The following is a 15,453-nucleotide window of genomic DNA, read 5'->3' as shown; positions in this document are numbered from 1 at the left end:
ACCTCCTGTTGGATTTTTACGGTTCACACCGGTTCGGGATCAGAACGGCAGGTCGTCGCTGTCGTCGATGACGGCGAAGTCGTCTGCGTTTCCGGCGGAGTAGCTGGGAGCTGCCTCCACAGCAGCCGGGCGGGCAGGCGCTGCGTTCTGGTAGGACGGCGCAGCATTCTGATAGCTGCTGCCGCCCTGATTGCTGCCATTCGAGTTCTTGGGGCCTGCGAAGCTGATGTTGTTTGCCACGACCTCCACAGCCGTGCGGTTGTTCCCGTTCTTGTCCTGATACTGGCGGGTCTGGAGACTGCCTTCGATGGCGATCAGACTGCCCTTCTGGAAATACTTGGAGACGAACTCTGCCTGCTGGCGCCATGCGACGATGTCGATGAAATCGGCCTGACGCTGCTCGCCCTGACGGGCAAAGTTGCGGTCGCACGCAATGCGGAAGCTGCACACATTGGTGCCGTTCTGGGTGGTGCGAAGCTCGGGATCCGCCACAAGGCGGCCCATGATCGCTACAACATTCAACATAACACGGACTCCTTTTTCGTCACGAAAAGATTACTCCTCGTGGGCAACGATCAGGCTGCGCATAACGCCCTCAGTGATCTTGTACACACGGTCAAGCTCAGCGGGGAAGCTGGGATCGGCGGTGAAGTTGATCACGGTGTAGACGCCCTCCTCCTCATCGTTGATGGGGTAGGCCAGACGGCGCTTGCCCCACTCATCGATGGAATCGATGGTACCGTTTGCCTCGATCAGGGACTTGAACTTGCCGATGAGGGCGGAAGAAGCCTCCTCGTCGAGAGCAGCGCTGGTAATCAGCATGGTTTCGTACTTTGCCATTTTGTAGCACCTCCTTTTGGACTTAAGGGCCTCAAGGTTATGAGGCCAAGGGTACACAGACCGCGCGGCGTCGCGCAGGCTGTGCGGCGTGTCTGTTCAGACAGCAACTTATTATAGCAAGCCCAGCGAAAATTGTCAAGCTTTTCTGCGCGATTTTTTTCGCGCTCTGCCCTGCCATTCTCTTTATGGTTTTCCAGTATGCCTGTCATACCTTCTTTACATGATATTTTTGGCCGTTTCTGAGGCGGTTTTCCTTTACATTCCGGCGAGAGGAGGACTATAATAAAAAGTGTTCTTCTCCCCTTCCGCCCGCCTGCGCGGGGCAGGGCTTCTTCGGGGAGCGGGACGATTGCTAACGTCAAAGGAAGGATCATCTATGTATTCCATATTCAGGAACCTCGCCATCATCCTCATCAGCGCCAAGTTCTTTGCGCTGCTGGCCCGCAAATGCCGGGCACCGCAGGTGGTGGGCGAGATCATCGCGGGCCTCGTCATCGGCCCCTGTCTGCTGAATCTCGTCCAGCCCAGCGACTCCATCGCCATCTTCGCCGAGATCGGCGTCGTGCTGCTGATGTTCAACACCGGCCTCGGCACCAACCTGCAGGAGCTGATGCGGGCTGGCCCCATCGCCACCCTCATCGCCTGCGTGGGCGTGGCGGTGCCTCTGGCGGGCGGCACCCTGCTCTACAGCCTCTTCTACGGCTTTGCGGCGGTGGGCAGCACCGAGTTCTACCGTGCCCTCTTCATCGGCACCATCATGACGGCCACCAGCGTCTCCATCACCGTGGCCACCCTGCAGGAGCTGGGCAAGCTCAAGAGCTTCCTCGGCACCACCATCGTCAGCGCCGCCGTCATTGATGACGTCATCGGCATCGTGGTGCTCACCTGCGTGCTGGGTGCCAGCGGCGGCTCGGACACCAGCCTCGTGGAGGTGCTGATGGACACCATCCTCTTCTTCGCGGCCGCCATCGTCATCGGCCTCATCATCCACAAGGCCATGCTCTGGCTGGACCATCGCAACCCCCACACCCAGCGCATCACCATCGTCAGCCTTGCCTTCTGCTTTGCGATGGCCTACATCGCCGAGCAGTATTTCGGCATCGCCGACATCACGGGCGCTTACATCGCGGGCATCGTGCTCTGCTCCCTTGAGGATGCGTCCTACATCGAGCGCCGGGTGGACATCAGCAGCTACACCCTCTTCTCCCCCGTCTTCTTCGCCAGCATCGGCCTCAAGACCGACATCAGCGGCCTCACCCCCACCATCCTGCTCTTCAGCGTCTGCTTCGTGGTGGTGGCCCTCATCACCAAGATCATCGGCTGCGGCCTCGCCGCGAAAGTCTGCCGCTTCAGCTGGCCGGACTCCCTCAAGGTAGGCGTCGGCATGATGACCCGCGGCGAGGTGGCCCTCATCGTGGCCCAGAAGGGCCTCGGCGTGGGGGTGGTGGACTCCGTCTTCTTCACGGCAGTCATCCTCCTTATCGTCGCGTCCTCCATCATCACCCCTCTGGTGCTGAAGGGGTTGTTTGCGAAGGGTTAAGTCGCCGCAGGAGGAAAGCCACTCCCCGTCAGCGGCCTTGCCCTCTCAGGCGTGTCGGGCCGCTTTCCGCTGACCGCTGAAAGCTCAATATGGCATAAAATATAGTGCCCTGCTACAGAGATTCACAGCAGCTTGACAAAGTTCTCTTGTCTAGAAGCTGCTGCCCTCTGTAGCAGGGCACTACTGTTTTCGGATAGAGTAAGCTTTGCTCGTCCCGCGTGGGCCTGACCGGCACGCCAGTGCCTCTCCCCATGGGAGAGGTGGCATTGCGAAGCAATGACGGAGAGGGCTACTGCCGGGAAAGCGCTCTAAACCCCTCAGACCACCTGAATGCGTCCTGCGCCATGCGGATCCTCATAATCCAGCAGGTAGCCGGGGTAGCTTGCCAGCGGGCTGTTGGCGCTTGCCAGAACCGGCATACCCTCGGTCGCGCCGTCAAAGATCATGGCGTAGGTGGACATGACGAGGTAGTCCTCCGCGACATAGTCCTTGATCAGCTCTGCGCCGTCGAACATGGCGAAGCCGTCGCCCAGATTGCGCAGGGTGTAGTTCATACCGGCCAGCGCGTAGGTGCGGTTCAGGTCCAGCGGCTCATAGGTGCCGGTCTTTCGGTCGTAGATGCGCACGTTCTGGACGCGGGGCGTGCCGGTGGCGCTGCCCTGCCAGACGTTCTTGTCGTCGGTGCGGACGGTGTTGGGGATGTCGGTGTGGATCTCATAGGTCGCACCGGCGACGTGCAGGAAGCCGCCGTTCTCCTTGCCCTCCGGGCCGACGAAGCGGGCACCGAACTCCAGCGCATCCTGGATCTGCTGGCCGGTGACGGCCATCAGGCAGGCCACGTTGCCAAAGGGGCTGATCTGCTTGCAGGTCTTGAAGGACCATGCGCCCGCGCTCACGTCGGTGCGGATGCCGCCGCCGTTCATCATGGCGATGTCGCAGTCCAGCTGCTCGATCTCGTTGAAGTAGGTGTAGATGCCGTCGGCCACAAAGTCGCCGAGGTTGGTCTCGCCCGAGCGGATGCGGCGCTTGCCGGTGGCGGGGTCGCTGATGTAGAAGTTGATGTCGGTGACGGCGATCTGCTCGCCCAGCATCTCGTCCACTTCCTTGATCCACGTTGCGGCGGTAGCGGCCACGGCGGCGTCGGAGACGTCTGCGGTGGAGATCAGCTCGGTGGTGATGGTGCCGTCCTCGGCGAGGGTCATCTTGCCGACGTTGGCGAGGTAGGAGCCGGTCTGGGTCAGGGTGACGGCCTTACCGGCGGCGTCGTAGACCTGCTTGTTCTCCATAACGGTGTGGGAGTGGCCGTCGATGAAGGCGTCGAAGCCGGTGGTGTTGGCGATGACCTCTTCGCTGGTCCACGGAGAGGAGGAGGGGTCAACGCCCAGATGGCCCAGACCGATGATGACGTCTGCGCCCAGTGCCTTGGCCTTGTCGATGCCCTTCTGCACGGCGTCGTACAGCTTTCTGCCGTCGTCACCGCCCAGAATGTCGTAGATGTACTTGGTCTGCTTGGCGTTCATGAAGTAGGCCGGGGTGGATTTGGTGAAGGACTCGGGGGTGGTGATGCCCACGAATGCGATCCACTTGCCGCCTGCGGGGAACAGCTTGACGGCGGGCAGGACGCGCAGACCGGTGCGCAGGTCCACCCAGTTGCAGGAGACATAGGGGAAGTCCGCTTCCTTGATGACGGCCTTGGCGCGGGCCATGCCGTAGTCGAACTCGTGGTTGCCCAGCGTGGCCACATCGTAGCCCGCCTCGTTCATCAGCTCGATGATGGTCGCGCCGTCGTCCATCGAGCCGTAGGCGGTGCCCTGAATGTGGTCGCCTGCGTCCACCAGCAGGACGGGCTTGCCCTCATCGACATAGCCCTGCTTCAGGGCGGCGATGGCGGCATAGGTCAGCTTGGGGGACTTGTTATCAATGTAGGTGTGTACGTCGTTGGTGTACAGGATGGTGACGGCGGCGTCCTTGCCCGTCAGCCAGCCGGCGGAAGCCTGCGGGACGGCAGCGGCCATGGCCGAGGCAGCGGCGGTGACACCGGCGGCCTTCAGGAAATTGCGGCGAGAAATAAAGTGTTTCACGAGAAATGACCTCCTTTATGTTCCGGACCTTTAGCGGCACAGCCTCTCTTCTGCCGTGCCGCACTCTTTGCTCTAAGCTTACCACAGAACCGCCGAAAGGGCAAGCCCAAATCTGGTCATCCTGTACAATAATCTCCTTTATGGGTACGACTTTTTATGAAATCTCGCGCAAATCAGCACAAAAGACCGGGCGCTGCTTCCTGCCTCAGGCGTGCAGCATCCGGTCTTCTGTGTTCGGGAGGAATATCGTTCTGAAAATGAGCCGTGCTCAGATGGCGTTGTAGCGGCGCAGGAGCTTTTCGAGGTCGGTGCCCTCGATCTTTTTCAGCGCTTCCTTCAGGGCGATGCGGCCCATAAGGGGCAGCTCCATGTCCGTGAGCTTCCTGCCGTCCCGCAGCTTGACCGCTGCGTCGAGCAGGGCGCGGACGTCGTAGGTGCTGCCCCAGACCTCCGGCACGCCCCGGTCGATGTCCAGCAGGGTGTACACGGCCTCCATGCCGGTGCGCATGGAGTATTCGGTGGTGAAGATGGTGTCCCGGGCCGTCTCGGCGAACTGGCCGAGGAAGGCGAAGTTCACTGCCCCCTCGGGCACGATGTCGGGGCGGTCGCCCTTGGCCCGGGGCATGAAAAAGGCGTCGATATAGGGCATCATCACCGGCACGGTGTTGGCGCTGTTCTCGGCCATCGAGGCGATGTCCTCCACCGGCACGCCCAGATGATACAGCCACTCCATGCAGATCTCCCGGCCGGTGCAGTCCCGCATGGGCTTCCTGACGTAGTCACCGGGCTTGTCGCTGAACAGGCCGTAGACCCAGACGCAGAGCTGGTTCCGGGGCTGGTCGCGGAACTGCTGCTGGCGGTTGAGGGTCCAGCTCAACAGCCAGCTGGAGTCCTTCACGGTGACGATGCCGCCGGTGACGGTGCGGCCGCTGAAGGGGTCGCGCTTGCAGATCTTCTGGATATACTGCGGGATCTTCTCATCCAGCGTGGTGATGGTGGCGCTCTCCCAGTTGCTCCGCTCCGGCTCCGAGCAGAACTTTTCCGGGTGTCCGAAGGCGGGGTCCTGCGCCGCGATCCTCTTCCACAGATCCCAGCCGTTGCCCGGCCGGATGGCGGGGTCGAAGCCTGCCGCCTTGTTTTGTGCACCCACGGTGCAGCTCTCCACGCAGCCGCCGTTGGTGATAAAGAGCAGGTCGTTCTCGGTCAGGCCGATGGTCGTCACCTCGCCCTTGTGGTCCACTGTAACGCCCACAGCCTGCTTCCTGCCCGGCTCAAGGCTGAACTGGACGTCCACCACCTTGGTGTCGTAGTGGAACTGGACGCCGTGATCCTTCAGGTAGGCCACCATGGGCAGGATGATGGACTCATACTGGTTGTAGCGGGTAAAACGGAGGGCGGTAAAGTCGGGCAGGCCGCCGATGTGGTGGATAAAGCGCTTGAGGTAGAGCTTCATCTCGAGGGCGCTGTGCCAGTTCTCGAAGGCGAACATGGTCCGCCAGTAGAGCCAGAAGTTGGAGCCAAGCACCTCGTCATCGAAGTAATCGGTGATCTTCTTATCCTCCAGCGCCTCGTCGGGCGTGAAGAAGAGCTTCATGATCTCCATGGCGCCTTTATCGGACAGGCCGAACTTGCCGTCGGTGTGGGCGTCCTCGCCGCGGTTGACCGTCGCGCGGCAGAGGGAGTAGTTGGGGTCGGCCTTGTTCAGCCAGTAATACTCGTCCAGCACGCTGGCCCCCTCGGTCTCCAGCGAAGGGATGGAGCGCAGCAGGTCCCACATGACCTCAAAATGGTTGTCCATCTCGCGGCCGCCCCGCATCACATAGCCCACGTCGTACTTATAGCCGTCGCAGGCCCCGCCGGGGATGGGGTCCTTCTCGAACACATGCACACGCCCGCCTTTCATCTGGCCGTCCCGCACCAGATAGCAGGCCGCCGTCAGGGCCGCCAGACCGGAGCCGATGAGATAGGCCGATTTGTGATCGACGCCCTCCGGCTTTTTCGGCGTTGCAAAAGCCTCATAGTTGCCACTGGAATAGTACATAGAGAAACCTCCCTGTTTCGGTCGCTTTTTCGACATCTCTGTGCCGTCCTTATGGCAACAGTATACCCTGCGCACCCGCCGCAGACAACAAGCAAAACCATCCAGTTGACGCACTTTTCAGCAAACCGCCCCGTTTGCATAAAAAAATCCGCCCCCAGCGCACCGGGGGCGGAACAGAAACAGGTTCAGAAGGTCAGGCGCATCTGATGCCAGACGACGTCGCCGTGGGTGGAGGCGGACACGCCCTCGTCCACGAAGCCGAACCGGGCGTAGAAGCCGATGAGCCTCTCCTTGCAGGTGAGCACGACGCCCCTGCGGCCAGCGTCCTTTGCGTCGGCACAGACCTGCCGCAAAACACGGGACGCACAGCCCTCCCGGCGGTGGGCCGGGGCGGTGACGACGCTGAAGATCATCTGCCAGCTGCCCTCCGGCGTGTGGAGATGGGGGTCGTCGTACATCGCATCGGTGAGGTCGGGCTGGTCAGTGACGAGGCCGTTGACGAAGGCTTTCACCCCGCCGTCCTCCTCCAGCAGCCAGAAATGGTCCGGGTAGACGGCCACCCGCCCGGCGATGCTCTGCCGGGACGCCCCCTCGGCGGGCGGATAGGATGCCGCTTCGATGTCGGCCAGCGTGTCCACATCGGCGGGGACTGCATGACGGATGCTCATGTTTTCCCCTCCTCAGTTCTTGGCGGCAGGGGCGACCTCGAAGTCGATCTTGCCCAGATTGACGTCGGCGCGGACGATGGTGATCATCATCTTGTCGCCGAGGCTCCAGCTCTTGCCGGAGGCGGGGTCGGTCAGACGGACGCCCTCGGTGAGGCTGGTGCCGGAGGGGGTCAGGCTGGAAGCGGGCACGAAGCCCTCCACGCCGTTGTCCAGCTCGATGAAGAGGCCGCGCTGGGTCACGCCGGAGATGGTGCCCTCGTAGCACTCGCCCAGATGACGGCGGGCATACTCGGCCTTGTAGCAGTCCTCGGCCTTCCGCTCGATCTGCATGGCGACGACCTCCCGCTCGCTGGACTGCTTGGAGGCGCGCTCTGCAAAGTCGGTGTAGCGGAGGATCATGGTCTCCTTCTCGGTGCCCTTGAGCAGGTCGGTCATGATGCGGTGGATGGCGAGGTCGGGGTAGCGGCGGATGGGGCTGGTGAAGTGGGCGTAATCCTTCAGCACCAGACCGTAGTGGCCCTTGGGCTTCTCCTCGTAGAGGGCCTTGGACATACAGCGCAGCATCCCGGTGTTGATGATCTGCTCATACGGCGTGCCCCGCACCCCCTCGAGGATGGCGCTCAGCTCCTTGGGCGTGGGCACCTCCTTGGCGAAGTGGTCGTTGATGCCGCAGGCCTGCAGCAGGGCGTGGAGACGCTCCAGCTTCTCGGCGTTCGGCTCCTCGTGGACGCGGTAGACGAAGGGGATCTGCTTGACCCGGGCAAAGTGGGCAGCGCACTGGTTGGCCAGCAGCATGAACTCCTCGATCATGCTCTCGCTCTCGCCGGAGGTGCGCTTCTTGACGTCGATGCAGCGGCCGTTCTCGTCGAGGATGAGCTTGACCTCGCCGCTCTCGATGTCCATGCAGCCCCGCTCCTTCCGCAGGCGGGCGCGGTGGCCGTACAGCTCCTTCATGGCGGGGAGCTGGTCGATGACGTCAGCATACTTTGCCTTGATCTCGGCGTCCGCCGTCCCGGCCAGCAGGGCGTTGATCTCGGCGTAGACGCCCTTGACCCGGCTGCGGATAATGGACTTGACGAAGCGGTAGTCGGTCAGGTTGCCGTCCTTGTCCAGACGCATCAGGCAAGAGAAGGCCAGACGCAGCTCGTTCTCGTTCAGGCTGCAGATGCCGTTGGACAGGGCCTTGGGCAGCATGGGCACCACCTGATCGGCGTAGTAGACGCTGGTGGCGCGGCTGAAGGCCTCGTTGTCCAGCTCGGTGCCGGGCTTGACGTAGTTGGAGACGTCGGCGATGTGGACGCCCAGCTCGAAGCCGCCGTCAGAGGTGCGGGTCAGGCTGACGGCGTCGTCGATGTCCTTGGTCTCGGCGCTGTCGATGGTGAAGATGGGCAGGGCGCGCAGGTCCATCCGGCCCTCGCAGTCCTTCTCGGAGATCTCTGCCCCCTCGAACTTCTTGGCCTCCTCCCGGACCTTATCCGGGAAGCGGGTGCGGATGTCCTTGGCGTAGAGCAGGGCCTTGGCGCAGCGCTTGGCCTCGTCGGAGCTGCCGAAGCGCATAGCGACGCCCACCCGGTGATCCTCCTGCCGGTTGCCGCGGTTCAGGATCTCGACGGCCACCTTGTCGCCGTCCTTTGCGCCGCCCTCGCAGTCCCGGGCCAGCGGCATGGTGATGGCCGGGCAGTCGTCGGGCACGAAGCGCAGACGGCCCTCGACCCGACGCACCGTGCCCACCAGATCGTTCTTCTCGGTCAGGACGGCGAGGATGGTGCCCTCGTCGCTGCCCTCCATGCGGGGATGCTCGAACTTCTCCACCAGCACCTCATCGCCGGGCATGGCGCCCTTGGTGAAGCGGCCGGGGATGAAGATGTCGCTGGTGCCGTCCTCCAGCATGACGAAGGCAAAGTTCTTGCCCAGCTTGACCACCTTGCACAGCAGAGCCTTGTCGGCACGGCCGGAGCGGACGGTGAAGAACACGCCCTGACGCTGGCAGACGACGGCCTCCCGCACCAGCTCGTCCAGAGCCTCCATCACCTTGCGGTCTGCGCCGCGCTCGCCGCCGAACTTCTGCTTCAGCTCCTTGACGGTGCAGGGCTGGTTCTGGATCGCGTGTTCGATCTTATCGCGCATTGACATAGATTTTCTTTCTCCTTAACTACCTTGGCCCGCCCTCCCACCGGGGCGCGGCTCTTCCCTCTTATCCATACAAACAGAAAAACAGCCCCGCTTTCATCACGGGGCTGCGGGCGCGTACTCAGGCCAGACGGCTTGCGAACACGCAGGCCAGAATGGCCACCACAAAGAAGACGACACCGGCGATGCGGGTCACTTTCGCCAGCATCTGATCCGCAGGGGTCAGACGGGTGTTGTTTGCGCCGTAAGCGCTGCCGTTGATGGCACCGGACAGACCCTGACCGTGGGTGTGCTGCATCAGGGTAAGGGCAAAGATGGCGACCGAGACGACGAGCAGGATAACGCCGCCGACGATTTCATTGACTGCCATGGATGAAAACGCTCCTTTTATTATCAATTTTGGGATACAAACATACAGATACAAGTATATAGTAACATACCCCGGCCAAAAAAGCAAGCAAAAACGCAAAACTACCCGTCCTCTCCCGCCGCCAGTGCGTCGCACAGGCGGGCAAAGACCGCGGCGCTGGACACCTCCGGCTCGGTCTGGGCGTCCTGCATCACCACGATGGTCCAGCGGGGCCTGTCCGCCGGGTAAAAGCCCGCGAACCAGTAATTTTTCAGCTCCTCGCCCTCCCGGAACTGTCCGGTCTGGGCCGTACCGGTCTTTCCGGCGGCAGTGCCCTCCGCAGGGGCCGCCTGCTGGCCCGTCCCCTCCGCCACGACGCCCGCCAGCAGGCCTTGCAGTCTCTTTGCCATCTCTTCGGAAAACACCCGCCGGGCCGAGCCGTGGGCCAGCGGCGCAAGCTCCTCGCCGGTGGCCTCGTCCACGACGCACTCCACGAAAAGGGGGCTGCGGTAGACGCCGCCCGCCGCGATGGCGTTCATCATCCCCGCCGCCTGTAAAGGCGTCGCCAGAAGCTCCCCCTGCCCGAAGCAGAAGTTGGCGAACTGCCCCTCGTTTTCCAGCGTCTCCGCCTCGGGCAGGACGCCCGCCGAGGCCCGCAGCCCCGCCGCGATGTCCTGCCCCTTCCCGAAGCCCAGCGCCGCCGCCATCTGCCGGACCCGCTCCGGCCCGAGACGCCGCCCCAGCTCGATGAAGTAGCCATTGCAGCTCTTTTCCAGCGCGCCGCCCAGCCCCACAAGGCCGTGGGGCACGCTTCCGGCGCAGCGGTAGACCTGTCCGTTCAAGCTGTCGTACCCCGGGCAGTCCCGGACGAAGTCCCCCTCCCCGGCTTCCAGCGCCGCAGCCGCCACCACCGGCTTGAACACCGAGCCGACCGCATAGGCCGAGAGGGCGCGGTTCAGGAGCGGGCTGTCCGGGGCCGTCAGGCTCTCGCCCACATGGGCCGGGTCGAAGCCGGGCCGGCTGACGCAGGCCCTCACCTTGCCGCTGCCGGCCTCTAGGATCAGGATGCACCCGGCGGCCATGCTCTCTGCCGCCACCCCCTCTGCGGCCCGCTGGATGCTGCGGGAGAGGGTCAGCCGCACCCCCTGCGCGGCGGCGGATGCCTTTTCCAGCACCGGCTCACTGCCCCGCCGCAAACGCCCCTGCGCCGTGACCGCGCACCGGAGGATGTCCTGCCCGCCGGTGGAAAGGATGTCATCCAGCGCCGCTTCGAGGCCCGCCGCGCCGCGGCCCTCGCCGTCCAGATAGCCGATGAGATGCTCCGCCAGCGGGGCGGCGGCGTACCGCCGGGGCACAGCATAGCACCGCACGCCCAGCACCCTCACATCCTGCGCCACCTCCAGCAGGAAGGGCCGGGAGGCGTTCCGCTCCCGGTAGAGCACCGCCTGTCCGTCGGCGTCCGCGTAGGGGTAGAGCCGCGCATAACTGCCCTCCCCCGGGAAGCAGAGGGCCAGCCACTGCTCCGAAAGCCCCGTCAGCGGCAGGCCGTCGCAGTCGTAGAAGTTCCCCCGCGCCGCAGGCAGGCGCAGGACGGCCTCGCTCTGCGCCGATGCCCGCGCTGCGTATCCGGTGTTCGAGCAGAGCCAGTACAACCGGCAGACCACCGCCGCAAACCCCAGCAGAAGCGCCCCATACAGCGCAAGCACCCTCCGGCCCGACATAAAAAGCCCCCTTCCCTGCCCCGTAGTATGGGCAGAAAAAGGAGCCGTTACGCAAAAGAGGCAGGGCCTCCGAAGAGACCCTGCCTCAAAAGACATCGGGATGGGATGGGGCTGCGGCTTAGTACATGCCGCCCTTCCAAACCACACTTTTGGAGTCGAATCACGAATATCGGGAAACGTAGACTTTTGTAGAATTATCAAGGCCACAAGCCGATTTTTCCAGATTCTCCGTTTTTGCACGATTCACGCTTTTCTACGCAAATCTACGCCACTTACCGGGTGATTGGCGTAAGTTTTGGCGTAAGTTTCGGCGTAAGCAATTCCGCTTCATGCGTCGAAAATCACAGGTTGCCGGCGATCTGTTCAAAGGCTCTTTCAACCGATTCAAAGCTGCTGTGCGTGTAGACATCCAATGTCACACTGGCATTGGAGTGTCCCATCAGGTATTGCAGGCTTTTTACATCCAGCCCGGCCTGCTGAACATTGGTGCAGAAGGTGTGTCGCAGCACATGAGGTGTAATGCGCGGAACAGGTTTGCCGTACGCCTTCTCAAACTTTCCCTGCACGCCACGCATATAGTTTTCCAAGTGCATTGCCACCTTCGGCATCCCGGACTTGTCCAGAAAGAGAAATCCGCTGCAACCATCTACCAGCGCTTCCACCTTTGTGGATGCTCTGGCTTTTACTACACGCCGCAACGCTGCACAAACAGTATCTGTCATGGGAACATTGCGGATGCCGCTTTTTGTTTTCGGCGGTGTGACAAAGTAGGGCTTTTCAGCCGTCCGACAAAGCTGCCGCCGCACATGGATGCAGTGCCGCTCAAAGTCGATATCTGCTCGTGTCAGGCCGTACAGCTCGCTCACACGCAAGCCGGTTCCCATAAGAATGACGATATCATCATAATAGTTGCCGCCATAGTCTTGAACGAATTGCAGATATTTCTCCTGCTGTTCTCTGGTCAGGGCATTGCGCACATAAGCGTCCTTTGGCACAACGTCCGACAGCTTGAACTTGAATGGATTCTTGCGGATGATGTCATCCTCTACCGCCATCTCAAACGCCGGTCTGACAACGCTTTGCAGGATTCCTATGGTGTTTTGCTTGAAACCGCTGTCATGCAGAAACACGAACCAGCCTTTCGCATCGGACAATTTTACCGTTTTGATGGCTTTTTGCCCGAAAGGGTCCGCATGAATCCGCTTGACCGCTGTGTTGTACGACCGAAGTGAATTGGGTTTCAACCCACGTTTCAGGTTCATATAGCGGTCAACCAGATCAGCCACCGTCATCTCTCCGGCGGCGTAGTCGATGCCGTCTGCCAGATCGCGCCACAGTTCTTCCTCTTTTTTCCGCAGCTCTGTCAGGGATTTAGCGTAAATACAACGCCGTTTCTTGTGGATATCGGTATAACGATAGTCGTAGGTGCCGTTTGCTCTCTGGCTTTCGCCATCCTTCAAAACACGGCCCTTGCTATCTTTGCGCTTTTCAGACATTTAGAAACTCCTTTCTGTGAAAAGCGCATCTATAAGGTCAGTGTCAGTATAACACATCAACCATGCGATTTCCACCCGCAGCGAATGAGAAAAGGACGGTTTCACATTTGCAGCCTTTGGCAGCCTCTCAAATAGAATATGCTTGCTCGACAAAGCAATCGAACAGGCGACGTTTAATCAGACGCTTGTTTCCCACCCAAAGGACGAATTTGCATTTATCTCCATTCGTAATTTCACGCAGTTTGTTGATGCCAATGCCGGAGTAAGCCGCAGCTTCCTCCAGCGTTAAATTGCTCTTTTCCCAAATCGGAACTTGTCGGGACTTGGTCCCTCCATCTTGCTGATGCAAGACCGTTCCGTCGCTTGAAGTCTCCACCGGGGACTTCATTGCTTCGCAAACGCGAACTTCCTTCATAGGCAGACCTCCAATTCCTTGTAACCGAACGCCTGTAACCGGGCAGGAAAACTCTCTTTTTCTGTACGCAGGACATTCGGTGGACTTTATACTTTTTCTTATCTTTTTAAGGTTACATGGTTACAGAAAGCGGAAAACGCAGCAATCATGCGGTTTTTGCGCTGTAACTGCAGCGTAACCAAACCTGTAACTGACCGTCTAACCGCTGTCCATCAGAAGGGAAAGCCCAGCTGCTTGGCTTCCGCATCCGTTATTTCGGAGAAATCTTCAGCCCCGGTTTCGGGGCTGGTTACGCGCTCCCAGCCTTTCTGAACGCCGTACTTCGGGTAACGCTTGGCGGTCTTGTGAGCCTGCCAGCCTTGGATGTCGCCGCGCGAAATGCCTGTGTTCATGATCTCGCAGATAGCGCGGGTCTCCCACTCAGCCGGGATGTTCGTGTTGCCCAGCGCTTCCGCATAGAGCTGCTTGGAACACACCCGGTTACCCGTGTAGTCCTCCAAAAAGGCGTAGATCATGCCAGCCTGCGCATCCTCCTGCATGAAGTCCTGCTGGTGGGCTTGCAGCGTTTCCTGCATGGCAGGGCTGAACGCCAGCTTATAGTTGCCGCTGTTGTAGATGGTCATGGCTTCCGCCCAAAGCTGGTCGATATAGGTGCGGGATTCGGTTTCATCGTCCAGAATGTGCACTTCGGCCAGTTCCGCATCCACTGGGACAGGGATAAAGCGGCGGTTGCCCGTGCGGTCACGGGGCAAAAAATCCTGCCGGTTGGTCGTGCCAGCAAAGACGCACTGACGCAGACGGTCGGCAGGATGAGTCTCGTAGGGGACTTTATAGGTTTCCTTCTGCTTGCTGAGAAAGCTCTTGATCTCCTCGATACTCTTGGCATTGGCGGTGGCGATCATCTCAGACATTTCAATGATCCAGTGGCCTTGCAGCTTGCGGTACACATTGTCATCGTCCAGCCGCCGCAGGTCATCCGAGAACCACTCGTCCTTGACTGCCAGCAGCCGGAAAAAGGTGGACTTCCCCGGGTCTCGCCTGTCGGCTCGGTCGGTGCTTCAAAATGCCTGCAGCATTTTGAGGTCGCCACTGGCGACCCGCACCCTTGCCCGCCCACCAGACAGAGCATGGTTTCAAATTTACATCCCGGCTGGAACACCCGCTTGATGGCTCCCAGCAGGAAGATCTTCATGGCTTCGCAAGTGTATTCGTCCTCCGCAGCACCGAGAAAGTGGTGCAGGACGTGAGCTATCCGTTCTGTTCCATCCCATTTCAGGCCGTTCAGGTAATCCCGGATGGGATGATAGCGGTTCTCGTTGGCAACGATGCGGATGGCGGATTCGATCTTCTTTTCGCTGGAGATGCCGTATTTCTCCATCCGGCGCAGAATATACTTCATGTCGGTGTCGTTCAGGGTCTTGCCGGAGCGGGGCCAGCCCACAGGCTTTACAATGTCAATGCGTTCACTCAAAAGGTTCAGCCGGATGGCATCGGCCAGCACATGGTCGTTCTGCAAAATCGTGATGCAGTTTTGGATCGTCCGCTGGATTTCACCGTTAGAGTGCTTTGCCAGCATCTCCTTCACATCCTCAACGGTTCTGGGAGCACGTTCTTCGTTGACTTCTTTGTTCAATAAACATCACCTCGTACTATTATTGAAAACGATTTTCTGACTTTTCCGCAGTTGAAAGTGCAGATGGATTCCGCTGCGCCTGTTCTGCCTGCAAGCGGTTCAGTAGTTGCAGAACGGAATTCCGTGCTTTCTCCTTGACCTGTTCCTTGCCCTTCTGCCGGGCTTCCGTTTTCAGCAGCTTCTCTTGCAGACGTGCAGTAGTGGTCTGCATGGTCTTGAGAAACTTGTCCAGCACGCCGTCCAAACGGTGGGCTGCATACTCTCTCGTGGCCTGCGGAGCCTTGCGTTCCGAGGACAGCACCCACTTCTTCGTGTCCTCGATCATCCGCATATCTTCCTTGCGGGTCTCGGTGCGTACCACGTCCGTCACGACCTCCACCGCCTTGTCATAGGCCGCAGCCGAAACATTTTCCAGCAGGGTCTCCATATCCGAAACTTTCAGGGTCAACTCGTCCAGCTTGCTCTGCTGGGCGGCAAGCCGCTCCTTCTGCTTGGCAAGAATGAAATCCTGTTTTTCCAGATATTTGCGGTTGCCGTAC

The 15,453-nt window shown here is 60.6% G+C and carries 11 protein-coding genes and 2 pseudogenes; 1 reads left to right on the top strand and 12 read right to left on the bottom strand.

Features of this window, described 5'->3' with window-relative positions; translation table 11 throughout:
• Nucleotides 1–39 precede the first annotated feature (39 nt).
• Nucleotides 40–525: a single-stranded DNA-binding protein gene (locus tag LKD23_RS05190; RefSeq protein ID WP_227620734.1), complete on the bottom strand. Its 486-nt coding sequence runs from the start codon at nt 523–525 to the stop codon at nt 40–42.
• Between the two features lie 30 nt (nt 526–555).
• Nucleotides 556–840, bottom strand: coding sequence for a 30S ribosomal protein S6 (rpsF, locus tag LKD23_RS05185; RefSeq protein WP_015563883.1), 285 nt, complete (start codon nt 838–840; stop codon nt 556–558).
• Nucleotides 841–1,216: 376 nt separating this feature from the next.
• Between rpsF and LKD23_RS05180 the strand changes: the two genes are divergently transcribed.
• Complete coding sequence (locus LKD23_RS05180; protein ID WP_227620733.1) at nt 1,217–2,380, top strand: cation:proton antiporter; 1,164 nt, start codon at nt 1,217–1,219, stop codon at nt 2,378–2,380.
• Between the two features lie 317 nt (nt 2,381–2,697).
• Here LKD23_RS05180 and LKD23_RS12960 read toward each other — a convergent pair whose 3' ends face one another.
• From LKD23_RS12960 to LKD23_RS05130, 10 genes and pseudogenes are all read right to left on the bottom strand, one after another.
• The gene (locus LKD23_RS12960) at nt 2,698–4,461 is read right to left on the bottom strand and encodes a bifunctional metallophosphatase/5'-nucleotidase (RefSeq protein ID WP_227620732.1); all 1,764 of its coding nucleotides are present in this window, start codon (nt 4,459–4,461) and stop codon (nt 2,698–2,700) included.
• 268 nt (nt 4,462–4,729) lie between these two features.
• A complete protein-coding gene (locus LKD23_RS05170; protein ID WP_227620731.1) occupies nt 4,730–6,502 on the bottom strand; it encodes an oleate hydratase in 1,773 nt (590 codons plus the stop codon).
• 185 nt (nt 6,503–6,687) lie between these two features.
• Nucleotides 6,688–7,170 (bottom strand): GNAT family N-acetyltransferase, encoded by a 483-nt coding sequence (locus LKD23_RS05165; protein ID WP_227620730.1) that lies wholly within the window; start codon nt 7,168–7,170, stop codon nt 6,688–6,690.
• Nucleotides 7,171–7,182: 12 nt separating this feature from the next.
• Nucleotides 7,183–9,303, bottom strand: coding sequence for a ribonuclease R (gene rnr, locus LKD23_RS05160; RefSeq protein WP_227620729.1), 2,121 nt, complete (start codon nt 9,301–9,303; stop codon nt 7,183–7,185).
• Nucleotides 9,304–9,421: 118 nt separating this feature from the next.
• A complete protein-coding gene (secG, locus tag LKD23_RS05155) occupies nt 9,422–9,670 on the bottom strand; it encodes a preprotein translocase subunit SecG (RefSeq protein ID WP_227620728.1) in 249 nt (82 codons plus the stop codon).
• Nucleotides 9,671–9,771: 101 nt separating this feature from the next.
• The gene (locus tag LKD23_RS05150) at nt 9,772–11,370 is read right to left on the bottom strand and encodes a peptidoglycan D,D-transpeptidase FtsI family protein (RefSeq protein WP_227620727.1); all 1,599 of its coding nucleotides are present in this window, start codon (nt 11,368–11,370) and stop codon (nt 9,772–9,774) included.
• Nucleotides 11,371–11,711: 341 nt separating this feature from the next.
• On the bottom strand, nt 11,712–12,866 hold the full coding sequence (locus tag LKD23_RS05145; protein ID WP_207698196.1) for a site-specific integrase: 1,155 nt from the start codon (nt 12,864–12,866) through the stop codon (nt 11,712–11,714).
• A 127-nt stretch (nt 12,867–12,993) separates the two neighbouring features.
• Complete coding sequence (locus tag LKD23_RS05140) at nt 12,994–13,281, bottom strand: excisionase (RefSeq protein ID WP_349138462.1); 288 nt, start codon at nt 13,279–13,281, stop codon at nt 12,994–12,996.
• A 212-nt stretch (nt 13,282–13,493) separates the two neighbouring features.
• Nucleotides 13,494–14,857: pseudogene (locus LKD23_RS05135) on the bottom strand (virulence-associated E family protein).
• A gap of 76 nt (nt 14,858–14,933) precedes the next feature.
• A pseudogene (locus LKD23_RS05130) lies at nt 14,934–15,453 on the bottom strand (hypothetical protein); the annotation flags it as partial.

It is taken from the genome of Faecalibacterium butyricigenerans (assembly GCF_020687345.1).
Taxonomy (GTDB): Bacteria; Bacillota; Clostridia; order Oscillospirales; family Ruminococcaceae; genus Faecalibacterium; species Faecalibacterium butyricigenerans.
Note: the sequence above shows the minus strand (reverse complement) of the source record. Positions and strands in the feature narration are given on the sequence as shown.

Excerpts from the sequence above, each read along its gene's own strand:
- LKD23_RS05190 (WP_227620734.1), bottom strand. The coding sequence starts at position 525 with ATGTTGAATGTTGTAGCGATCATGGGCCGCCTTGTGGCGGATCCCGAG.
- rpsF (WP_015563883.1), bottom strand. The coding sequence starts at position 840 with ATGGCAAAGTACGAAACCATGCTGATTACCAGCGCTGCTCTCGACGAG.
- LKD23_RS05180 (WP_227620733.1), top strand. The coding sequence starts at position 1,217 with ATGTATTCCATATTCAGGAACCTCGCCATCATCCTCATCAGCGCCAAG.
- LKD23_RS05170 (WP_227620731.1), bottom strand. The coding sequence starts at position 6,502 with ATGTACTATTCCAGTGGCAACTATGAGGCTTTTGCAACGCCGAAAAAG.
- LKD23_RS05165 (WP_227620730.1), bottom strand. The coding sequence starts at position 7,170 with ATGAGCATCCGTCATGCAGTCCCCGCCGATGTGGACACGCTGGCCGAC.
- rnr (WP_227620729.1), bottom strand. The coding sequence starts at position 9,303 with ATGTCAATGCGCGATAAGATCGAACACGCGATCCAGAACCAGCCCTGC.
- secG (WP_227620728.1), bottom strand. The coding sequence starts at position 9,670 with ATGGCAGTCAATGAAATCGTCGGCGGCGTTATCCTGCTCGTCGTCTCG.
- LKD23_RS05150 (WP_227620727.1), bottom strand. The coding sequence starts at position 11,370 with ATGTCGGGCCGGAGGGTGCTTGCGCTGTATGGGGCGCTTCTGCTGGGG.
- LKD23_RS05145 (WP_207698196.1), bottom strand. The coding sequence starts at position 12,866 with ATGTCTGAAAAGCGCAAAGATAGCAAGGGCCGTGTTTTGAAGGATGGC.
- LKD23_RS05140 (WP_349138462.1), bottom strand. The coding sequence starts at position 13,281 with ATGAAGGAAGTTCGCGTTTGCGAAGCAATGAAGTCCCCGGTGGAGACT.